A 21170-nucleotide genomic window follows, 5' to 3' on the forward strand; every position below is an offset into this window, starting at 1 on the left:
GCTTTCACAGGCTGGAAGCCTATGCCACTGGTCGTAGCATGGCCCCTGGCCCCTGGGTGGTGCTTTCACAGGCTGGAAGCCTATGCCACTGGCTATGCCACTGCATCGGCGGCGGTTTCTAATTGGGTTTGCATCCGCTGGATCCGTTCGGCCAACGTCTCGCTGCTGACCCGCTCGCGCAGCTTGTCGACCAACAGCGGAAAGGCCAGCGGCGTCAGTTTGGGCGGGTCGACGATGCGAACATCGCAGTCTTCCAGGCGGTCCAGGGCCGCGAGCATCCGGCCGGCTTCGAGCTGCGTATCGAGGACCTCGCGGCGAGCCTGCTCGAGCAACAAGTTCTCCGCGTCGTACTCGCGGAACACATCGAAGAACAAGTTGCTGCTGGCTTGCAGATGGCTGAGACTTTTCGGCCTGCCGGGATAGCCGGGGTGAATTAATCCGGCCACGCGGGCGATCTGCCGGAACTGGCGTTTCGCCATCTCGGTCGCATTCAGACTCTCCAGAATATCCCCCACCAAACGCTCGCTGCTGAAGAGCCCTTCTTCGATTCGCCGCTCCAAGTCCACCGGATGTGGGCTCTGCAAAACCAGGCCGTAATCGTTGCAGGCCATCGTGAAGGTCGTCTTCAGTTTGCGAGTCATTCGGTAGGCCAGCAGAGCCGCCAGGCCCTCATGAACCAGACGTCCTTCGAACGGAAACACAAACAACTGGTATCCATCACGGGTCTTGATGCGTTCGATCAGTAACTGCCGTTCGTTCGGAATCAGGCTCCAGCGACGCTGCAGTTCAAACAAACGCCGCAGCGATTTCATTTCGCGGCCGACCAGCCGTCCCTGCGAAGCTTCCTGCAATTTGGATCGCACCGCTGCGCTCAATTCCGTGGACAGCGGCATCCGGCTGCCAGCCCAACGTGGAATACTGTCGGGTTGGCCCGTCGCCCGACGAACGTAGGCGATGTTGTCGCGAACGCGGACCAGCGAAACCAAGCGGCCGGCGAACAGAAACCGATCACCCGCCTTGAGCTTCGATAGGTAGTGCTCCTCGGCCGTGCCCAGCGTCTTGCCGCTCTGGTATTTCACCTTCATCGCCGCGTCGGAGACGATCGTGCCGATGTTCATGCGATGCAGCATCGCGGTACGACGCTCGGTCACGCGGTATCGCCCGTCTTCGACCTTCACGCGGTGGAAGTCCGGGTACGCGTTCAGCGACTTGCCGCCGCGAACGATAAAATCCAGCACCCACTGCCATTCTTGGTCGCTGAGCGATTGGTAGGCGCGGCAGGTGCGGACCTCTTCGAGCAATTGCTGGGGATCGAAGCCACCGCCCAGGGCGATCGTCACGGCGTGCTGGGCCAGAACATCCAGCGGCTTGCTGAGCAGCGGCCGAGCCTCCAGGCGACCCTGCCGAATCGACTCCTGAGCCGCCGCCAACTCGACCAACTCCAGCGCATTGGTGGGAATAAAAGCCAACTGGCTGGCCGCGTCGGGTTGGTGTCCGCTGCGTCCGGCCCGCTGCAACAACCGAGCGGCACCTTTGGGGCTGCCGATCTGAAACACTTTGTCGACGGCCGTAAAATCCACACCCAGATCGAGACTGCTGGTGCACACGACCGCGCGCAGGTCGCCACTGCGCAAACCGTTCTCGACCCAGCGGCGGACACTCGTGTCCAGCGATCCATGATGCAGCGCGATGCGGCCCGCCCAGTCCGGGCGTTGCTTCAGCAGGTGTTGATACCAGATTTCTGTTTGCGAACGCGTATTGGCGAACACCAAAGCGCTCTTCACTTCGGCCAGGGCTTCGGCCACCTGAGGAACCATCCGCGTGCCGATATGTCCGGACCAGGGAAAGCGTTCGATCTTGGCGGGGATGATCGATTCGATCCGGAGCCGTTTCTTGCGGTAACCTTCGACCAGCCGAACCGGGCCGGCGAAATCCGGCCCGACCAACGATTCCTGAGCGTCCTGGAGGTTGCCCAGGGTGGCCGAGACGCCCCAGATCCGCAGCGCCGGATTCAGCCGACGCAGCCGTGCGAGCGCCAGTTCCGTCTGAATCCCGCGTTTGGTACCCAGCAACTCGTGCCACTCGTCGACGATCACCGCCTCGAGATTTGCCAATTGATCCAGCAGTTTCTCGTGAGTCAGCATCAACGACAGGCTTTCGGGCGTCGTCACCAGGGCGGTCGGCAGGCGTTTCAGCTGGCGTGCTTTGGCACTGGATTTACTGTCGCCGGTGCGCGACTCCAGCCGCCACGGCATGCCAATCGCCTCCAGCGGGGCTCGCAGTGATGCTTCGGTATCGCTGGCCAGCGCCCGCAGCGGCGTGACCCACAACACACGGGCGGCCGGCGGTCGTTTGGGGTTCCACTTGCTGGAGTCGGGGTTCTCCCGCAACCATTTCTTCAGCGGTCCGAGCCACACGGCCAGCGTCTTACCGGTCCCGGTGGCGGAATGCACCAAACCGCTGCAGCCCTGTTCGTAGGCGTGCCAGACCGAACGTTGAAAGCGGAACGGTTTCCAGCCGACCTGTTCGAAGAAACTATCGATCCGCCGGGCGGCGGGAATTTTTGTGGCCGTCGGCTGCAGCATCAGGCGTCCTCCGGCAACAGCTGCAGCAGTTCGCTCAACTGATTCGCATCCTGGGGACGTTTGTCGTGCCGCCAGCGAACGATTCGTGGAAAGCGGGTGGCAATACCGCTTTTGTGACGTGTCGAACGCTGCAACCCTTCGAAGGCCAATTCCATCACCAACGTCGGCGTGACGCTGCGGACCGGTCCGAAAGAATCTTTGGTGTTGCGACGAACAAACTGGTCGACCCGACGGATCTCTTTGTCGTCCAGCCCGCTGTAGGCTTTGGCAAACGGCACGAGGGTATCGCCATCCCAAAGCGCGAACGTGTAATCGGTGAACAGACTGGCTCGGCGGCCGTGGCCTTTCTGGGCATAGATCAGCACGGCATCGATCGTGTAGGGAGCGACCTTCCACTTCCACCAACTGCCGCGGACGCGGCCCACGTCGTAAGGGCTATCGCGACGTTTCAGCATCAATCCTTCGGCGTGTTGCGCGCGCGATCCTTCGCGCACCTCGGCCCACTGCTGCCACGATTCGCCGCGGATCAGCTCGGTCGTTCGTAGATGCGGATGGTCCACCTGTTCGAACAACCGCTCCAAGCGTCGGCGTCGTTCGACCAGTGGCTGCAGCCGGAGGTCTTGGCCGTCCGCTTCCAATAGGTCGAACGCGTGGAATACGACGGGGACTTCCCGAAGCAGTTTCTTGCCGACGGTTTTACGTCCGATACGGCGCTGAAGCTGGGCGAACGGCAGCACGGTTCCGTCGGCATTCGCGGCCAGGATCTCTCCGTCCAGGACCGTTCCATCGGGCAATTGCTCGGCGGCCGCTTCCACTTCGGGCCAACGGTTCTCCATCAACTCCTCGCCTCGCGACCAAATAAAGGATTGGCCTTGGCGGCGGATCACTTGGCCGCGGATGCCGTCCCATTTCCATTCCGCCACGAACTCGTTCGCCTCGCCGACACTTTCGGGCCCTTTCTCGATATCGATCGGATGTGCCAAGCAGAACGGATAGGGCTGGCTGACCTGGGTATCCAGCGTGTCGGGATCGACCAGTCGCTGGAAGAAAGCCGCGCTGGGTTTCCAGTCGCCCATCAACCGGTGCGCGACCACATCGGTGGGGATGCCGGCCTGCTGGGCGATCGCTCGCGTGACCAAGCGTTTGCTGACGCCCACACGAAACGCCCCGGTGATCAGCTTCATGATCACCAACCGCATCTCCACGGTCGTTTCCGCCCAGATCTCGGCCATGGCTCGCTGCAGCGCCAGTTCTTCCCGGCCACGCAGCGTCATCAGCCGCTGCTGGACCCAGTGGGTCAGCGACTGGTCCTGCCGGGACTCGCCCGGCGGCACGACCAGCGCCAGCGTTTCGGCCAGGTCGCCCACCGCATGATACGACTCGTCGAACAACCAATCTTCGATGCCTGCCTCGGCCGCGGCCCACTGCCGCAGCAGTTTGCTGGGCACCAAACGGCGAAGCTTGTTCCCGGCCAAGAAGTAGGTTGCCCAAGCCGCATCATCGGCCGGCGCGGCCGCAAAGTAGTCGGCCATCGCCGCGACCTTGGCATTGGTCTTGGTGGTCGAATCCAGGGCGGTAAAGAGGTCGGCAAAGCGTTTCATTCGCTGTCCTCCCGATCCGACGACGACGACGACGACGCCTCGTCCTCTTCTTCGCTCCGCGAGCGGCCGTCGATCACCACGGCGTGGCGGCCCTGGGATTGAAAGTAACGAGCGACGACGGCCGAGTAGCCGTGGGTGACCCACAGGGTTTCCGGATCACACGTGTTGACCGCTTCGATCAATGACGGCCAGTCGACGTGGTCACTGACCACGAAACCACGATCGAGAGCACGTCGCCGCCGGGCACCGCGGACCGCCATCCAACCGCTGGCCATCGCCGTGCTGACCTTACCGAACCGCCGCATCCACGGCGTGCCGTGCGCACTGGGTACGGCGACCACCATCGCTCCGCTCCAGTCCGGTTTTCCTTCGACCGCGCCTACGTACCTCGTCGGCGGCAGACCGACGCCGGTATCTCGGTACGCCGCTACGCCCTTTTCGACGGCACCATGCGTAAAGATTGGACCGATCGCTGGGTCCAACATCGCCAGCAACCGCTGGCTCTTGCCCACGGCGTAACCGTACAGCACGCTGCAGCGACCGGCGTCACGATTGGCGCGCCACCAGTCGTTGATCTCACCAGCGGTCACGTCATTGGGTTTCCAGCGATAGATGGGCAGGCCGAACGTCGACTCCGTGATCATCAGGTGGCAACGTACCGGTTCCCAATCGGCACAGGTGGGATCTGCATCCAGTTTGTAATCGCCCATCGCCACGGCCACTCGACCGCGATGTTCGATGCGCACCTGGGCGGATCCCAGCATGTGACCGGCCGGATGAAAGGAGACGCGGACGCCGCGGATCGTGATCGTTTCGCCGTAGGGCAGAAACTGGAATTCCGCATCTTTGTTCATTCGCATCCGCAGCAGATGTTCGCTGTCGCTGGCGGCCAGGTAGCGCCGGCAACCCCAACGGGCGTGATCGGTGTGAGCGTGCGTGACGACGGCGTGGTCCACCGGCCTCTGCGGATCCACGTAGAAATCACCGGCCGCGCAGTACAATCCTCGATCCGTCACACTCAGGACGTCCTCCAGCGGACTTGTTGTCGCGGGCTTCGCTGCGTCTGCGATCATTGCACGGCCACCCGTTGAAGGTCTTGAATCAATTGCTCACGCATCTGCGCCGCCCGTCCCGCATCGGGCATGCGCAGGATAGCGGCCGGATGCCAAGTCGCGATCGTCCGCGGGCTCCATTCGGTCTGAAACACCTTGCCGCGGCTTCGCGAGATGCGAAAGTCGCGTCCAAAAATCGCCTGCGCCGGCGTGGCACCCAAACACACCAAGGACTGCGGTTGAATTTCCGCAATCTCCGCTTCCAGCCACGGCCGACAAGCGAAGATTTCGCGGGAGTTCGGTTTCTGGTGCAGCCGACGCTTGCCGCGCTGGGACGGTTTAAACTTGAAATGCTTGACCACGTTCGTGACGTACACCTCGCCGCGGTCGACGTCCGCTTGCGCGAGGGCTTGATCGAGCAACTGTCCGGCCGGGCCGACGAAAGGGCGTCCCACCAGGTCCTCTTGATCGCCGGGCTGTTCGCCGACGAACATGACCTGGGCCCCGGCCGGTCCTTCGCCGAACACCGTTTGCGTGGCACAGCGGTGCAGGTCACAGGCGTGACAGCGGGCGGCCGCCTGGCGAAGACTGGGCAGATCCCGATCGGCGGGCATGAACTTGGTGGCCGTATCGGCAAAACCTTCGTGATGCTGGATCATCGCTTCGGCCCGGCCCGGCGCGGCGCTGAGCAGATCGGCGATCAGTTCCGCCTCGGGAAGCGTGGGCCAGTGACGCACCGGCATCTCTCGCTTCATCGCCCGTACCTTCAATCGAGCCGGATTGAAGATCGATCCATAGTAGGTTTTCCACAGCTGTTCCAGTTCGTCGCCCTCGGGAGCTTCGCTGGCCGGCACGCCGTCGCCGTACTGCAAGTGCGTCCCATCCCACGTCGCCGATTCATGGGGCGTCAGGATGGTCCAACGCATGCCTCGGAAGCGGCGGGAGAAAAACGGAGCGGCCAGCCGCATGATCTGGTGGTCCGGTCGATGCCAAGCGACGAAGGCTTCGCCGCCGGTGTCGTCGGTGACTTTTCGAAAACGCACGAAGGCCTTCATCTTGTGAACGTCCCGCGTGACCGCCTTTTCCATTCGCCGCAGTTGCAACACATCGTCGTCGGTCGATATCCGCAGCAAGAACGGTTCGTCGTGACTGATCCGCCAGAGCGTTCGATACAGCAGTTGCCAGCGGCCCGGATCCCGGTGGCAAGCGACTGTGCGAGCGAGATCCAAAAAGGCCTTGGGCACGCGCGGGGCAGCGGCGGCGGTGGTGGCGGCGGCTTCGCTCGACCTGGCAGGCGAACGGGACGAAGTGGTCGAACCGGGCGAACGGGGAGGACCGGGCGAACGGGGAGAAGTGGGCGGCGCCGCCTCGGGATCCGCCGCATCGCAGGCGGCGAAGAGATCGGCCGAGCCGTCGGGGGCGGAGAACCGCACTGCGCTCGGCTGCACGCCGGAACGCAACATCGCTCTGGCCGCCGCGCGCCAGTCATCGAATGTCTGGACCGTTACGAACTGCATCGCGACCTCGCGTTTGTCAAACCTCACCGGATCGCGCAGAACTGGCCGCATCGAACAACATTAATTGTTGCGAAGACGGCCGGACGCGGCGCGATAGATCGACCTTGTCCAACGCGGAAACACCGGGATTGTAGTCCGCCGTCAACACGAACACTTTGGTCCGATTCCAAGCCACTCGCATCTTCTTGAGGTCCGCCACGCGCAGCGGTTTGTAGCGGCGGATCGAGAGGATCCGATCGACACTGCGGACGCCGATGCCGGGGATTCGCAGCAGTTCTTCACGCGCCGCCCGGTTGACGTCGACCGGGAAGAAATGCCGGTTGGCCAATGCCCAAGCCAGTTTGGGATCGATGTCCAGCGACAGGTTCTGATCGGCTTCGGCCACGATCTCCTCGGCGGCAAATCCGTAAAACCGCATCAGCCAATCGGCTTGATACAGGCGGTGCTCGCGAACCAGCGGCGGCGACTTTCCCGGCAACCGAGCGTCGGCGTGCGGGATCGGGCTGTATGCGGAATAGTAGACGCGGCGCAGTTTCTGGTCGCCGTACAGTTCCGACGCCGTCTTCAACACCTCCACGTCCGGCGTGGGCGTCGCGCCGACGATCATCTGCGTGCTCTGACCGGCCGGTGCATAACGCGGGGCTTTGAATCCCGCCGCCCGATCTTCGCTGTGTTCCTGAATCTTCTCGCGGATGCCGCCCATCGCTTCGACGATCTGCGGCTTCTTCTTCTCCGGCGCCAGTTGTACCAGGTCTTGTTCGGTGGGCAATTCGATATTCACGCTCAAGCGATCCGCCCACAAACCGGCTTCCTGGATCAGCGCGTCACTGGCGTTGGGGATCGTCTTCAGATGGATGTAACCGCCGTAGCGATGATCGGTGCGCAGCGTTTTCGCGACCGCGATCAATTGTTCCATCGTGTAGTCGGAGTTTTGGATGATTCCGGAACTAAGGAACAAGCCTTCGATGTAGTTGCGTTTGTAAAAATCCATCGTCAGCGTGACGACTTCATCGACCGTAAACCGGGCTCGCGGTGTATCGCTGGAGATGCGATTGACGCAGTACTGGCAGTCGTAGATGCAGTAGTTGGTCAGCAGGATTTTCAGCAACGAAACACAGCGACCGTCGGGCGTATAGCTGTGGCAGATACCCATCCCTTCGGTACTGCCGATCTCGCTTCCGGGACGCGTGGTTTTCGCACCGCTGCTGGCACAGGATGCGTCGTACTTGGCCGCATCGGCCAGGATTGCCAGCTTGTCGCGAATTTCCACTATTAGGTTGTTCCGGTGTTGAAGGATTCCAAGCGTCCGCGGGCCTCAGCCATCCCACAGCACGTTTTCGGCCAACGGGAATTGATGCGAGCGGCTTTCCAGAAAGTGCATCAGGTATCCGGCCGTGTTGGGAAACACGAACGTGTCTCCGACGCCGACGCCCTGATTAAACCGCATTTTCCGCAGCAGGATTAACTCGGATTCCATGCAATAAGCGCCCACCAAATAGCCTTCGCCGGGCTCGGTTCGTTCGTCGCGCTGGGCCGGTCCGGCGACCAGCAACGGGTCGACCAGGAAATCGGCACTGGTGGTCCGGCACTGGGTGCGATTCATCGACAGACCGATCAGCCAGAAACCATCGGGGTGGCGTTTGCGGTACTCGACTCGGGCGAGGGTAACCCCACAGCCATCCAGGATGCTGCGGCCGGGTTCGCACCGCAGCTGCAGCTGGCGACGACGCACGGCCTGGGCGATGTTGCCCTGATCGGCCGGAGCGTCCAGCACGGTGCCCAGCCACCGCGGTCCGACCAGGCTCTGCCAATACGGGTACAAGCCCGGCGACCCGTTGACCTGGCCCTCATGAACGTGCAGCCCCAGGGCATGGTTTTGAAACGTGACCTCGTCGCGCTCTTTGCGCAGGGCCTCGGCGTGCTGCTGCCAGAACGCCGTCCACTGCTCGCCGCTTTCCAGGTAACACATCGGAAAGCCGCCGCCCATGTCGAGGAACTCGATCGGGTGTCCCGCGGTGCGAAGCTGGTCGATCAGTTTCAGCGACGCGTCGATGGCGGTCACACGTTGGCCGGCGTCGTAACCGTCCAGATGAAAATGAACGCCGCCCAGGCGAACCAGGTGGGCGTCGGGCTGGGCCCACAGGGCCGCGACCACGTCGGCCGCCTGGTCGATGTCGACACCGAACCGCGAAAATAATTTCTGGCCGTCGTGCTGGAAACCGCTGATCCGCAAAGCCACGCGAGCGGTTCGCTGGGCGGTACGCGCGACGGCTTCGATGCGTTGGTACTCATCGGCGTTGTCGATGGCGATCGTCACGCCGGCCGAGATGCAGCGGGCGATCAAAGCGATGTCTTTGACCGCGGCGGTACAAATCATTCGTTCCGATGCGACGCCCGCGTCCAGGACCTGCGTCAGTTCGACCTCGCTGGCCGTGTCGACGCCGGCACCGATTTCGTCGGCCGCATGGACGAAAGCCGTGGATTTGTTGGCTTTGCGTGCGAAGAAGACCTGGAAATCCAAGTGCCGATCCCTCGCGACGTCGCGCAGGGCTTCGATGTTGCGAACGAACGGTTCGGTCCGCAGCACATTCACCGGCGAGCCCCAGCGGTCCAGCAGGTGCGAGACGGTGGGCAGGGCCGCGGCGTCGGCGGGGGAATCGACCTGCGATGGGTTTTCACCGCGGGCGAGCAACAACTGCTGCATCCACGGTTCGAGACGGGCGTCCAGTGGCGGGGTGCCCTGGCAGGCGTTGCGGAGCTGGGCGATCGAGGGAGCGACGGAGGCGGTCATCATGTGGTCTGAGGCTTTCGCTGGAGCTGATTGACGAGGGAATGGGCCCAGGCCGCACAGTGGCGGTGCAGCGTGCGGCTGAGCGTGTCATTGCCGATGATACAGCCTTCGGTGACGCGGCCCAGCACGGCCAATCCCGGCGTGGTCCGGCCATCGGCTCGTGTGGGACGCCCACAGCGATCGACCATCACGCCCTGGCCGCCGGGCTGGCGACGAATCCAGCCGTCACGCATCAGGATCGATAGCGGCGAATCATTGGGCCACTGATGCGGCGAAGCCAGGACGGCATCGATCTCGATGGCCTCGCTTGCGTCATCACCGGTGGGCTCAAGTCGCAGGATTTTGGCGTCCAGCAGAGCCAGCATGCGGCCCAGATTCTCCGCCGGCGGTCCGAAGGCGATCCGTTCCATCTCGCGAGCGATTTGCGTAAAGGCCGGCCAACTGTCGACGGCCAATCCGCCGTGGGACAGTTGCTCGACCATCGCCGGGTAGAGTTGCCGCCAAGCTTCGCCCAGCGCCCAACCGGCATCGGGTTGTCGGTTTCCGATCGCGATCGCGTAGGATTGACGCATACACTGTTCGGCCGCCGCCGCGGTCATCCGTCCGGCCGTGTACCGCTCGAACCACCGCTGGGGACACTCGACCGGTGACGTCGGCGCCGAGACGTGCTCGAGCGCCGCGGCCGCAGCTCGCAGCACCAGCGGCCAGATCTGGCTTTCAAAATCGAAGCCCTGCGGCGGTTTCTCTAACGCCTCGATCTCTCGCCGCAGCGGGCTCCATAACCCTCGGCAGTGCAGCGACGCGTCCAGTTCTCGGTCGTCCGCTTTGGCCAGCATCGGACGCATCGACCGCGAGTGCGGCACGATGGCGGCGGGTTCCCAGCCGCTGGGTTGGTAGATGAATCCGTTGGCCGAACGCAAGAATCGACCGCCACGACCTTCGGTCAGGGCCAGCGTGGCGTCGATCCAAGTTAAAGCAAAGCCGCGGATCGTTACGTTTGCGCCCGCTGGCACACGCAGCGGCGACAGCTGGCGGTCCACCGGATACACCATCGCCCGGCCGCGACGCCAACCCTGATGGCCGACCGTCATGACCACTTCGTCGTAGGGTCGAGGCTCGTCTTCACTGCAGACCCACCACTGATTCGAGCGGCGCCGCAGCGCCCGGACCGATTGTCGGCGAATTTCGACGGACATCCCGCCGGGCAGACCTTCGAGCACTCGATCAAAGCAATCCTCGAGGTAACGCCCCACGACGGCACGTGGCAAGGTTGCGTCGGGATCGGCCCAACGAGGATAACGCTGCTGTAACCACATCAACAGCGACGGCCGCTGGTCGCCGGTCCGATCGGGCGACCAGGCGTTGATGTGTTTCACCGCAAAGTTCATCCGCAGGTACCGCGGCTGGTCGGGGGCGTACACGTTGCCCGCACCGGGCGTCGACGTCGGCTCGAACAGCGTCACGTGAACCGGACGACAGACCGCGGAAGCTGTGATGGCGCTTGCCAAACTTTCCAAGCAGTACAGCCCACGGGGGCCGCCGCCGACGATGGCAACCCGCATCGGTGGCGTGGGTTCGTCGGACATCGCTGTTGAGAGAGGTGGAGGCGAAGAAGGAAGGACCTGCGTCGGCATTATTGATTGTCCTCGGCAAAGGACGGCGAACCGGTGGGTTCGGCCACGCGTCGCTGAAGTTCTGCGGCGGAACAATCCAGCCGCTGCTGCACCCACTGGTCGTCGAAAACCGTTTCCAGATAGCGGGTGCCCGAGTCATGCAGGATCGCCACGCAGGTTTTGCCGACCAGTTCGTCCTGTTGTCGCCGGATCGTTTCCAGCACTCCGCCGGCCGAACCTCCAACCAAGACGGCTTCGCGCTGGGCCGCCCGCCGACATCCGACGACACAGTCCAAGTCGCTGACGCGGCAGACCTGGTCGAAGTGTTGATTGCGAGCCAGATGGGGCACGCGGCCGGCGCCCAGGCCAGGAATAAACCGCCGGCCCGCGGTGCCGCCGAACAATACGCTGCCGACCGCATCGACGGCCACCACCCGGGTGTGACGGCCTCGCCTGCGCAGATAGTCGCGGCAGCCCCGCGCCGTGCCCGTGCTGCTGGTCGCCACAAACAGGTAATCGATCTGTCCATCGAGGGCCGCATCGATTTCCTGGATCGTGCCCAGGAAATGGGATCGCGGATTGGCCTTGTTGGCGTACTGATTCGGCCAGTACGCGCCAGGAAGGGCATCCAGTAAGTGCTGCACGCGTTGCAGCCGAGCCGTTAAGAAGTCGCCATTGACCGGTTGGTCGACGCGGTCGATCTCCGCCCCCAACGCCCGCATGATCGCGACGTTCTGTGCTTGCGCATTGGGGTCGACGACGCAGTGAAACCGCAGACCGTGGTAGCGGCACACCTGAGCCAGACCGATGCCCATGTTACCCGAAGAGGATTCGACGATGGTCGAAGATTGATCGATCCGGCCGCGCTGCAGCGCTTGTTCGATCATCTGCCGGGCCGGGCGATCCTTGGCGCTGCCGCCCGGGTTGGCCGCCTCCAGTTTGACCAGTAGATCAACCTGCGGGTGGTCGAGATAATGCCGAAGCCGGATCAGAGGGGTCTTGCCGATCGCATCGAGGATGCCTTCGGCACAGGCGTCTGTAGATGCACAGGCGTCTGTGGGGGGAGGCAAAGAAGCGGAAACCGAGGGCGTTTCGTAGGTCTGAAGCATGGTCATGTTCGTGGCTTGAGGATGGTCTTCTGCCAGCGGCTCGCACGCCTGCGACCCGGTGCTTGGGGGTGGGGCGAACGGCTGTTGCACATGACGTGCCAATGCGTCTATTGACGATTGGCCATACAATGAACCATGGCGTATCAAGGAGACGCTTTCGATATGGGGTTTGCCGACAAGTTCGCAATCGCGCTTGCCCAGCACGCCTCCGGCGCAACACGCGGCGGTGCGGCGTGGCATCACGCGATTCGCTGGGCCGATGTGATCGACGTGTTGATCGTCGCGGTACTGCTGTACGTCGCGTTCAGTTGGTTTCGAACTCGCGCGTCACGCTCGCTGGGTGTGGTGCTGTTGTTGCTGGGCGGTGTCTTTTCGCTCGCCCGCAGCCTAGACCTGTACCTGACGATGATGGCGTTTCAGTACGGCGCGATTGCCTTGGTGCTGGCGCTGGTAGTGGTGTTCCAGCAGGACATCCGCCACGGCTTTGAAAGGTTAACGTCCTTCGCCCTCTGGGATCGTCCCGCCGGGAGGTCGCGGACGCAGGAGGTGGTCGATGTGATTTTGGAAGCGGTCGCGCACATGTCTCGCGAGCGGACCGGGGCGTTGATCGTGTTTCCGGGCAAAGAGCCGCTGGATCGACATCTGCGTGGCGGCGTCACGGTCGATGCAGAGATCAGCCTGCCGTTGTTGCTGAGTATCTTTCACTCGGCTTCACCCGGTCACGATGGAGCGATCCTCGTGGAAGGCCGCCGAATCCGCTCGCTGGGCCTCCATCTGCCGCTGACCCGAAACGTCGAACGGTTGGGGCTGGGCGGCACGCGACACGCCGCCGCTCTGGGGTTGGCCGACTGCTGTGACGCCCTGGTGTTGGTTGTCTCGGAGGAACGCGGCACGGTGTCGCTCGCCCAGCACGGCAGCCTGGACGCGGTGGATCCGGAAACCTTGGCCGAACGGCTGGGAGGCTTTTGCGAATGCGGAGGTGAACCGCAGACGGCGCGGAATCCCGCCCAGCGTCGGCTGCGAAGCCTGGGGACACAGTTGGCCGCGCTGGCGGTCGCGATGTTGTTGTGGTTCGGCTTTGCCTACCACACCGACACCGTTCAACGAACGTTCGTGGTACCGATCGAGTATCGCAACCTGGCCGAGGGCTGGCAGATCGAAGAGCCCAACCCCACGCATGCGGAAGTGACGATCAGCGGCAGCGAGACCGCTTTTTCGTTGCTTGACGCCAGCGGGATCGCGGTCTCCTTGGAATTCGATTCGCCACCTCAAAAGCGGATTTATTCCTGGGCCACCGAACCGAATTTGACCGGCGTCGAATCGGAGCTGCAGATCGAACGCGTCTCGCCCGCTTCGGTCACCGTCGCCATCGACCAAGAGCCCCCGCCGGCCCAGGCCCCAGCCACCCCGTAGCTGAAGTCGCCAGACTTTGGATCCGCAACCCTACGTCCAAACTCTGGCGAGTTCGGCTACGGAGGGAGCGTTTTCATCGCTCGCGGGCATGCAATATGCAGCAGCCTTTCAAACCTCGCTACTTGGGTCCGCCCTCCTCGTAACCCCATCCCCAATCATCATGTCCGAAGCAGCTTTTGATCTGATCGTCCTGGGCAGTGGACCCTCCGGAGGCAGCATTGCCACCGGGGCGGCCGAGCAAGGAAAGCGCGTGGCGGTCGTGGAGACGCGTCAAGTCGGCGGGACGTGCGCGCTGCGGGGCTGCAACCCCAAGAAGGTGTACACCAACGCCGGGGCGATCCTCGACACGGCCCGGCGCAGCCGCGGCAGCCTGCTCGGCCAAGCCGATGTCGCGATCGACTGGCGTTCTCTGCACGACTTCAAGCGTCAGTTCACCGATCCCGTACCCGAAGGCAAACGCGAAGACTTTGCCAACCATGGCATCGAACTGATAAAGGGCTCGTCCCGCTTTGTCGACGAACAATCCATCGATGTCGACGGCCGCGTCCTGAAGTTCGAGCGATTGGTCATCGCCACCGGTGCGGTGCCGCGGCCGCTGGACATCCCCGGCGAAGATTTGGTGACGCACAGCGACGACTTTTTAGACCTTCAGGACCTGCCCCCGTGCGTGACGTTCATCGGGGGTGGCTACGTTTCGATGGAGTTTGCTCATGTCGTCGCCCGCAGTGGCCGCCGGGTCGTCGTCGCCGAGCGCGGCCAGCGCGTGCTCGATGGGTTCGACCCGGATCTCGTGCGTTTGCTGCAAGACTACTCCCAGCGGTGCGGCATCGAGTTTCGCTTCAACCGCGAAGCCAAAGAGGTCGAAGGCGCCGATGGATGCGTGCGCCAGTTGGTCCTGGATGACGGTGAACGCATCGATTGTCAGTTGGTCGTGCACGGGGCGGGACGCATCCCCAATCTCGAATCGCTGAACCTCGAGGCCGGCAACGTGAAACGGTGTAAGCGAGGCGTGGTGGTCAACAAGTACTTGCAAAGCGAGTCCAATCCGCGGGTGTTTGCCACCGGAGACTGTGCGGCCAGCGACGAACCCAAGCTGACACCGGTCGCCAATGAAGAAGCCCGCGCGGTCGGTAATAATCTGTGGAGCGACCAGCCCGATTGCGCTCCCCAGTACGGCGCCGTTCCCTCGGTCGCCTTCACCACACCCTCGATCGCTTCGGTGGGCCTATCGGCCGAGCAGGCTGAACAGGACCACGGCGACGTGGACATCCGCTGTGAAGAGATCAGCCAGTGGGGCAGTGTCCGTAAAGTCGGCGGACCGGTGGCGGGCTACAAAGTGATTCTCGACAAGAGCAACCGGCGAGTGCTGGGCGCTCATCTGCTGGGACCGGGTGCAGAGGAAACAATTAATTTGTTCGCCTTGGCGATGCGATATGGTTTGGATGCGGATCAGATCAAGTCGACGTTATTCGCCTTCCCCACGTTCGCCTCAGACGTCCGGCAGATGCTGTAGAATGTTCGCGGCGAAGCCGTTCAGCCGCCGCACAGGAACTGGTCGACTTCGTTGCTGACGATGACGCCGTAGTTCATCGCGCCGAGCCAGCCGCTCATGATGATCCCCACACTGCCGGCGTGGTACATTCCGGTGATCTGCTCGGGCAGGGCGCGGCTGACGGCCAGGCCTTCGAACTTGGTACCGAAGCTGGCCCCTAGCTGGTGCCGGGTGTAGTGATTGAATGTCCGTGGGGTGGCGGCTTCGACCCAGTCGATCTTTTCGCGAATGTTGGGCACGTAACGGTCCAGCGCGTCGAGCGTGGTTTCGATCAGATCCTTCTTGCTGGCCTCGTAATCCGCTTCGTCCAGGTCCGCCCAATCGCTCCACCGCGCGTTGGTGCTGCTGACGATCGCATGCCGCTGTTTGCCTTCGGGGCGGGTGCGCGGGTAGTAAAAACTGAAGGTGCGGCTGGTGATGTCGCGGCTGAGCAACGCTTCGGTGCGGAACAGCGGTGCGGTACTGGTGAACAGCAGATCGCCACTGTCCGGATCGACCGTCTCCTCCGGCTTGAGCGCCATGTAGACCTGCGTGCTGCTGTTGTTCAGCCGCACGGCCTGCGTTTCACGCACGTAATCCGGGTCCAGGTTGTCGTCGCCTAGCATGTCCAGAATGGTCGACCGCAGATTGGCGTTACTGACCACCGCGCGGGTGCGGATCGTCCGCCCATTGACTTCGACCGACCGGACGCGGCCGCCGGAGACGTTCACTTTGTCGACGCCGCTGCGGATCCGAATGTCGACGTTGTTGCTTTTCAGTTCTTTTTCCATCCGAGCGACCAGGTCGTCGGTGCCGCCTTCGTAGATGAACACGCCCTTGCTCATGAAATTGCTGAACACGATGCCGTAGGTGATCGCCGGGTCTTCCAGCGTCGAACCGTTGGCATAGGTGATCGGTTCCATCAGCAAGCGGATGACGTCTTCCCGGCCGGGAAAGAAGCGATCGAACAACTGCCGCGTCGTCGTGGTTTGGTCGTCGTAGAAGTTCATTCCGCGAGCGGTATCGAAGAACTCGCCAACCGCCTGTGGGTCGACGCCAAAGTCGGTGGTCAACAGGCGTGTGAAATCTTCGCGGTTGAAGGTCGTGCGGACCGAGAACATCGGGTTCTCGAAGCGGATGTTCTTCAGCTGGACGATGCGGTCGGCGATGTCGCGGCTCCAGTACCGCCGACAACTCTTGACCATCCCGTAGGGAAACCCATGCAGGGAGATATCGAAGATGTGCCCACCGGGCCGCCGGAACCAGGTGGCTAATCCGCCCAGCTTGTAATGCTGTTCGAGCAGCAGCACGCGATGGCCGGCTCGTCCCAGGATATTCGCCGCGGTCATGCCGCCGAGGCCGCTGCCGATCACCACAACGTCGTATTCGTCCTGGACACCTTTGAGAAAATCGCGGGGCATGAAAGTAGCGGCAGATCGGGGAACGGAGACGGAAAACGGGGCCGACACTTTCCCGCATTTTTCTGTGGCGTACAAGTCCGCCAGTCACAACGGAGCGATATCGGGCTGCAGCTCGAGGAACACGCCGGGTTGGTCGTCCTCCGGCGGCGCCGCGCCGTACAGCCGCTGAGCCCCGTCGCCGACCAGGTAGCGGTCTTCGAGCAAGCGAATCGATTCCTCCGGGCCCACGGCGATGGGCTGTGTATCCACACCGGCACGGATGACCTGATGCGAACCGCGAAACACGTCGGCCAGCGGTTCGGCCAGCGTCGACGCCATCCGTCGATCGCCCAGGGCGTGGCTGGCCACGACGCTCAGTTTCCAGCGACCGTCTCGCGGATCGGGGCCGATGCGCGCGGTGATCACCGATTCGCCCGGCTCCAACGCGACGGCCGCAAACCACTGGGGCGCGGCCGTATCGGCGGGCCACCAGGCGCTGTAGGCCACTCGATACCGCCCCTGCTCCGGCACCCGCACCCGCAACTGCCACTGAAGCGGTTCGGCGGAGCGCAGCCGCACGGCCACCAGGCGGTCGTCGGAATGTTGTCCCAGATCGCCGACTTCGCGGCGCAGACGATCCAGTTCGACGTTGGCCTCGCGAAGCCGAGCCCAGGACAGCAGATTACTGCACGCCAAGGCAACCACCAGGATCAACAGCAATCCATCGCGGATCGTGAACCGCCACCGCGGAGCGGGCGACGGCGAGGACGGCTCGGTGGGAGACTCGGCGGACATCGGCGGAGCTCAGGACGAAGTCGGTTTGGGAGAAGGCGTTGCGTGAAGGCTAGGGCGAGGGGGCCTGCGGCGAAGCCGGATCGTCCATCCACATCTTGCCGATGTGTCCGGTCAGGGGCAGACGCAGCCCGTCATAGGCCAGCTCGACGCCCGGCGGCAACTCGCGCTGCAGGTCCGCATAACCAAGATCATGCGAAACGTGCGTCAGTAGGGTGCGGCGAGCCCCCACCTGGCGAGAGATCGCGATGGCTTCGTCCAGCGAGAAATGCGTGGGATGAGGATGTCGGCGGAGGGCGTCGATCACGAAGGTGTGCACGCCCTCGAGTCGTCGCAGCGATTCGTCCGGGATTTCGTTGGTATCGGTACAGTAGGCAAAATCCCCGATGCGGAACCCCAGCACCTGGGTCGACCCGTGGTGCAGCCGCAGGGGCGTAACGGTCGCGCCGAGCACCTGGAAGGGAGTGTGGGCGTCGATCAGCCGTGTTTCCAGCTGCGGACGGGCTCCGGGGTGCGTCACCGGCGACTCGAAGAAGGCGTAGTTATACGAGTGTCGGATCCGCCGTTCGACCGACTCTTCACAGAACAGCGGCACGGGATGGCCCAGATAGAAGGGAAACAGCCGCAGGTCATCCAGTCCGAACAGATGGTCGGCGTGGGAGTGCGTGTAGGCCACCGCGTGGACGATTCCCACGCCTTCGCGAAGCAACTGGGTGCGAAGATCGGGCGGGGTATCGATCAGCAGATTCCCTTCGGGCAACCCCAGCACCAGGGCACAGCGAGTGCGTTGATCGCGTGGGTGACCGCCGGTGCAGACCGCGCAGTCGCAGCCCAGAGCCGGTACGCCGACGCTGGTGCCGGTGCCCAAAAATACGATTTCTCCCGTGATTTGCTGGGTTTTGGGCTTTCTCAGCGTACCGGAAATGACCGGCGGCGTTTCGTCATCAAGCGCATCATTCATCTAGGATTCATCTCAAAAGTTCGCTACTTTCTAACCCGGCTCAAACCTGCAATACTTTGCGATTCGTTTCGCACACTTGCCATCACTCGATTTGCCATCACTCGATAGCATCCCGGATTCAAAGAGGATTTTATAGGAATGTTGAAGAACTTTTCGCCACAAGGATTGGGGATTACCGGTCGGCAGAGCGAACTGATCGAATTGGCTCTGACCTACGCGTTCCGCGGCATGGAAGTCAATATGACGGACATGCTGAAACGCAGCCAACGGACCAGCTTCGACGATGCCGCCAAATACCTGCGAGCCGCTGAGATTCGCATCGGTACGTTCGATTGTGGCGTCGACCTGAACGTCTCGGACGACGAGTTTGGCACGCAACTGGCCCAGGTCCACCCCCTGACCGAAGTCGCCGGACAACTGGAAGCCGATCTGGCCACGCTGCGTCTGCCGCCGGCAACCGATCAAGCCGCGTTCCCGGAATTCTTTGAAACCGTCACCCAGCGGATCACGCAGGTGGCCGCGGTGCTGGCCGAGAAAAACATTCGCCTGGCGATCTCCTTCACCGCCGGCCAGGAACAGCTCGAAGGCAAGCAGTATCCGTTCGTCCACACCGTGGAAAGCTACCTGGCGCTGCTCAAGAACCTGACGGCCGATAACATCGGGTACGTGATCGATACCTGGGATTGGCACGTCGGTGGCGGCACCATGGAACAGATCCAAGCGATCCCCACCGAGAAAATCTTCGTGGTCCGCTACGGCGCCCTGCCCGAAGACGTTACGGCCGAAGACGCCAAGTCGACCGATCGCATTCTGCCCACGACCGAAGGACCGCTGAACCACGTCGAGCTGACCAAGTACTTGGCCGCCGCCGGCGTCGAAGCGCCCGTGATGCCCACCGCCTCGGGAGCTCAGTACAAAGAGCGAACCCGCGAAGCGACCGTCAACGCGGCTCAGGAAGCCATCGACGCGATCTTCGAAGGCGCCGAGCTGCCCGTGCCGCCACGGCCCATGGACCTGGTTTCAACCATGCCCTACGAACCCACCCCCATGAACTAAGTGGCATAGGCTTCCAGCCTGTGAACAGTGGCAACAGTGGCATAGGCTTCCAGCCTGTGAACAGTGGCATAGGCTTCCAGCCTGTGAACAGTGGCCAAGACTTCCAGCCCACGCCATGGGCTGGGCGGTCGTTCCGTCGCAGTCCCGGCCGGGCGATTTATTCGAAAACCCATTGGTTAAGTGAGCCGTTCGCCCAAACGGCTCGTTAAATCGACAGCCCGGTCGCTACTACGGCAGGTTCTTCAGGATGACCTGGGTATCGAGCCGCTTGAGGTAATCCGGGTCGCTGTGGGCGTAGACGATTTTGCCCGAGCGGTCGACGATGTACACCGCCGGGATCGGCAGGGCGTTATGGTTGCGGCCCGAGGCCTGGTTCAGGTCGTAGCCCTTGGCGGCGTAGCGAGCCAGGGTCCCGGCGTCGACCTGAAAGGCCAATCCGAAAGCCTTGGCGGCTTCTAAATCGGCGTCCGAATAGATCGGAAACGGAATCGAACGCTCCGTCTGGTTGGCCGCGGAGCTCTTCGGGCTGTCCGCGCTCAGCGCCACCAGCTGGACGCCGCGACGTTTGAGTTCGGGGTAGACCTTGATCAGCTCGCCGGTGTGGCGGGTGCATGCCGGACACCAACTGCCGCGGAAAAACACCAGCACGGTGGGCTTGCCATCAACAATTTTCGCCAGCGTGGTCGCTTTTCCATCGGGGCTGCGGACTTGGGCATCGGGCATCCGGCCACCGGCTTCCAGAGGCCGCGCGGCGGCGGCCTCTGGGGCGATTCCCTCCCGCTCCGCCGCAGCGGCTCCTGCGGCGAACAGCAGCGACAAACAAAACGTACCCAAAGCAAATCGAACGATCATCGGTTTTCCAAGTGTTGAAGCAGGGATGTGAAACAGGGTGCACCAAGGCACGCTGCAAATGGTCATCGGGACCATCCGCCCGCCAACTCGGTCCGGCCGCCGGTTTTTCCCGTCACCGCCGCGAATCGTCCCCCGCCTCTGGCGACTCGCCGGAGTTGGGGCCGGCTTTGCCCGTCGCTTGCCGTCGATTGGGCCGCCGGCTAGACTTGATGTACTCGTTCAGGTGTCCCGGCGGCGTGATTTGGTAACTACGCCTCTAGCGGGATCGATCGCCCTGATTGCCTTGTTTGATGATCTCTAAAACCGCTGAGTATGCGCTCCGTGCCGTCGCGTGCATGGGCAGTTCGCCGGAGCGACCGCTGTCGGCCAACGTGTTGGCCGAGCAAACCAAGGTCCCTCGCCGCTACTTGACGCGGGTCCTGCAGGATCTGTGCGCAGCCGGTGTGGCGCGTTCGCGGCCCGGTCCCGGAGGCGGCTATGAATTGACCGCCCCGACCGACAAATTGACCATTCTGGACGTGATCAATACGGTCGCACCGATCGAGCGGATTCGTAAATGTCCGTTGGGCTTGAAGGACCACACGTCGCTGTGTCCCCTGCATGCGGAACTGGATCGAGCGTATGCGGCGACCGAGAAGGCGTTTGCCAGCGTGACGATTCGTGCTCTGGTCGAATCGGCCAGCCCCATCAAGCCGCTGTGCGAAGGGGCCTTGGCGGCCGCCGTCAAAGGCTGAACCAGCCGGCGTCCGCCCGATACGTCGATGCCCGATACGTCGATGCCTGGGCCGCTTGGTGTGCTGGGCCGGTTGGTGTGCTGGGCCGGTTGGTGTGCTGGGCGCCGTGTGTGCAAGACGATTTGGCACCGTTTGTGCATGAAGTTGTGCATGAAGATCGTGG

General features: G+C 62.9%; 16 protein-coding genes. 4 read left to right on the plus strand and 12 right to left on the minus strand.

Features of this window, described 5'->3' with window-relative positions:
• Positions 1-92: 92 nt before the first annotated feature.
• The 8 genes from GE027_RS06585 to sbnA are packed head-to-tail and all read right to left on the minus strand — an operon-like array spanning position 93 to position 12274.
• Complete coding sequence (locus GE027_RS06585; protein WP_153556392.1) at positions 93-2585, minus strand: ligase-associated DNA damage response DEXH box helicase; 2493 nt, start codon at positions 2583-2585, stop codon at positions 93-95.
• Complete coding sequence (locus GE027_RS06590; RefSeq protein WP_153556393.1) at positions 2585-4186, minus strand: ATP-dependent DNA ligase; 1602 nt, start codon at positions 4184-4186, stop codon at positions 2585-2587. Before GE027_RS06590 ends, GE027_RS06585 begins: the two co-directional genes overlap by 1 nt.
• Positions 4183-5259, minus strand: a complete 1077-nt coding sequence (locus GE027_RS06595) for a ligase-associated DNA damage response exonuclease (RefSeq protein WP_153556394.1) — start codon at positions 5257-5259, stop codon at positions 4183-4185. Before GE027_RS06595 ends, GE027_RS06590 begins: the two co-directional genes overlap by 4 nt.
• A complete protein-coding gene (locus GE027_RS06600) occupies positions 5256-6806 on the minus strand; it encodes a UdgX family uracil-DNA binding protein (RefSeq protein ID WP_237607346.1) in 1551 nt (516 codons plus the stop codon). Before GE027_RS06600 ends, GE027_RS06595 begins: the two co-directional genes overlap by 4 nt.
• Positions 6772-8025 carry a putative DNA modification/repair radical SAM protein gene (locus GE027_RS06605; protein ID WP_153556395.1) on the minus strand — a complete coding sequence of 418 codons (1254 nt, stop codon included), beginning with the start codon at positions 8023-8025 and terminating at the stop codon, positions 6772-6774. The genes GE027_RS06600 and GE027_RS06605 overlap by 35 nt, the downstream gene beginning before the upstream one ends.
• Positions 8026-8070: 45 nt before the next feature.
• Positions 8071-9549: a Y4yA family PLP-dependent enzyme gene (locus GE027_RS06610; RefSeq protein WP_237607347.1), complete on the minus strand. Its 1479-nt coding sequence runs from the start codon at positions 9547-9549 to the stop codon at positions 8071-8073.
• Positions 9546-11132, minus strand: a complete 1587-nt coding sequence (locus tag GE027_RS06615; protein ID WP_162006602.1) for an FAD/NAD(P)-binding protein — start codon at positions 11130-11132, stop codon at positions 9546-9548. Before GE027_RS06615 ends, GE027_RS06610 begins: the two co-directional genes overlap by 4 nt.
• A gap of 47 nt (positions 11133-11179) precedes the next feature.
• Positions 11180-12274 carry a 2,3-diaminopropionate biosynthesis protein SbnA gene (gene sbnA, locus GE027_RS06620; RefSeq protein ID WP_237607348.1) on the minus strand — a complete coding sequence of 365 codons (1095 nt, stop codon included), beginning with the start codon at positions 12272-12274 and terminating at the stop codon, positions 11180-11182.
• 129 nt (positions 12275-12403) lie between these two features.
• Between sbnA and GE027_RS06625 the strand changes: the two genes are divergently transcribed.
• Positions 12404-13681, plus strand: a complete 1278-nt coding sequence (locus GE027_RS06625) for a diadenylate cyclase (protein WP_153556397.1) — start codon at positions 12404-12406, stop codon at positions 13679-13681.
• Positions 13682-13841: 160 nt separating this feature from the next.
• Positions 13842-15194, plus strand: coding sequence for a dihydrolipoyl dehydrogenase family protein (locus GE027_RS06630; RefSeq protein ID WP_153556398.1), 1353 nt, complete (start codon positions 13842-13844; stop codon positions 15192-15194).
• A 20-nt stretch (positions 15195-15214) separates the two neighbouring features.
• On the opposite strand, the gene GE027_RS06635 is transcribed toward GE027_RS06630, so the two are convergent.
• The 3 genes from GE027_RS06635 to GE027_RS06645 all read right to left on the minus strand — a co-directional run bounded on the left by GE027_RS06635 (position 15215) and on the right by GE027_RS06645 (position 18365).
• Positions 15215-16633, minus strand: a complete 1419-nt coding sequence (locus GE027_RS06635; RefSeq protein ID WP_153556399.1) for a phytoene desaturase family protein — start codon at positions 16631-16633, stop codon at positions 15215-15217.
• Between the two features lie 84 nt (positions 16634-16717).
• On the minus strand, positions 16718-17407 hold the full coding sequence (locus GE027_RS06640; protein ID WP_153556400.1) for a hypothetical protein: 690 nt from the start codon (positions 17405-17407) through the stop codon (positions 16718-16720).
• A 49-nt stretch (positions 17408-17456) separates the two neighbouring features.
• Complete coding sequence (locus GE027_RS06645) at positions 17457-18365, minus strand: MBL fold metallo-hydrolase (RefSeq protein WP_153556401.1); 909 nt, start codon at positions 18363-18365, stop codon at positions 17457-17459.
• A 138-nt stretch (positions 18366-18503) separates the two neighbouring features.
• Here GE027_RS06645 and GE027_RS06650 point away from each other — a divergent pair, with 138 nt between their 5' ends.
• Complete coding sequence (locus GE027_RS06650; RefSeq protein WP_153556402.1) at positions 18504-19421, plus strand: TIM barrel protein; 918 nt, start codon at positions 18504-18506, stop codon at positions 19419-19421.
• A gap of 228 nt (positions 19422-19649) precedes the next feature.
• Here the strand turns inward: GE027_RS06650 and GE027_RS06655 are convergent, their stop codons facing one another.
• On the minus strand, positions 19650-20273 hold the full coding sequence (locus GE027_RS06655) for a peroxiredoxin-like family protein (RefSeq protein ID WP_162006603.1): 624 nt from the start codon (positions 20271-20273) through the stop codon (positions 19650-19652).
• A gap of 290 nt (positions 20274-20563) precedes the next feature.
• Here GE027_RS06655 and GE027_RS06660 point away from each other — a divergent pair, with 290 nt between their 5' ends.
• On the plus strand, positions 20564-21007 hold the full coding sequence (locus GE027_RS06660; protein ID WP_153556404.1) for an RrF2 family transcriptional regulator: 444 nt from the start codon (positions 20564-20566) through the stop codon (positions 21005-21007).
• Positions 21008-21170: the final 163 nt, after the last annotated feature.

The organism is Roseimaritima sediminicola (genome assembly GCF_009618275.1).
Classification (GTDB): Bacteria; Planctomycetota; Planctomycetia; order Pirellulales; family Pirellulaceae; genus Roseimaritima; species Roseimaritima sediminicola.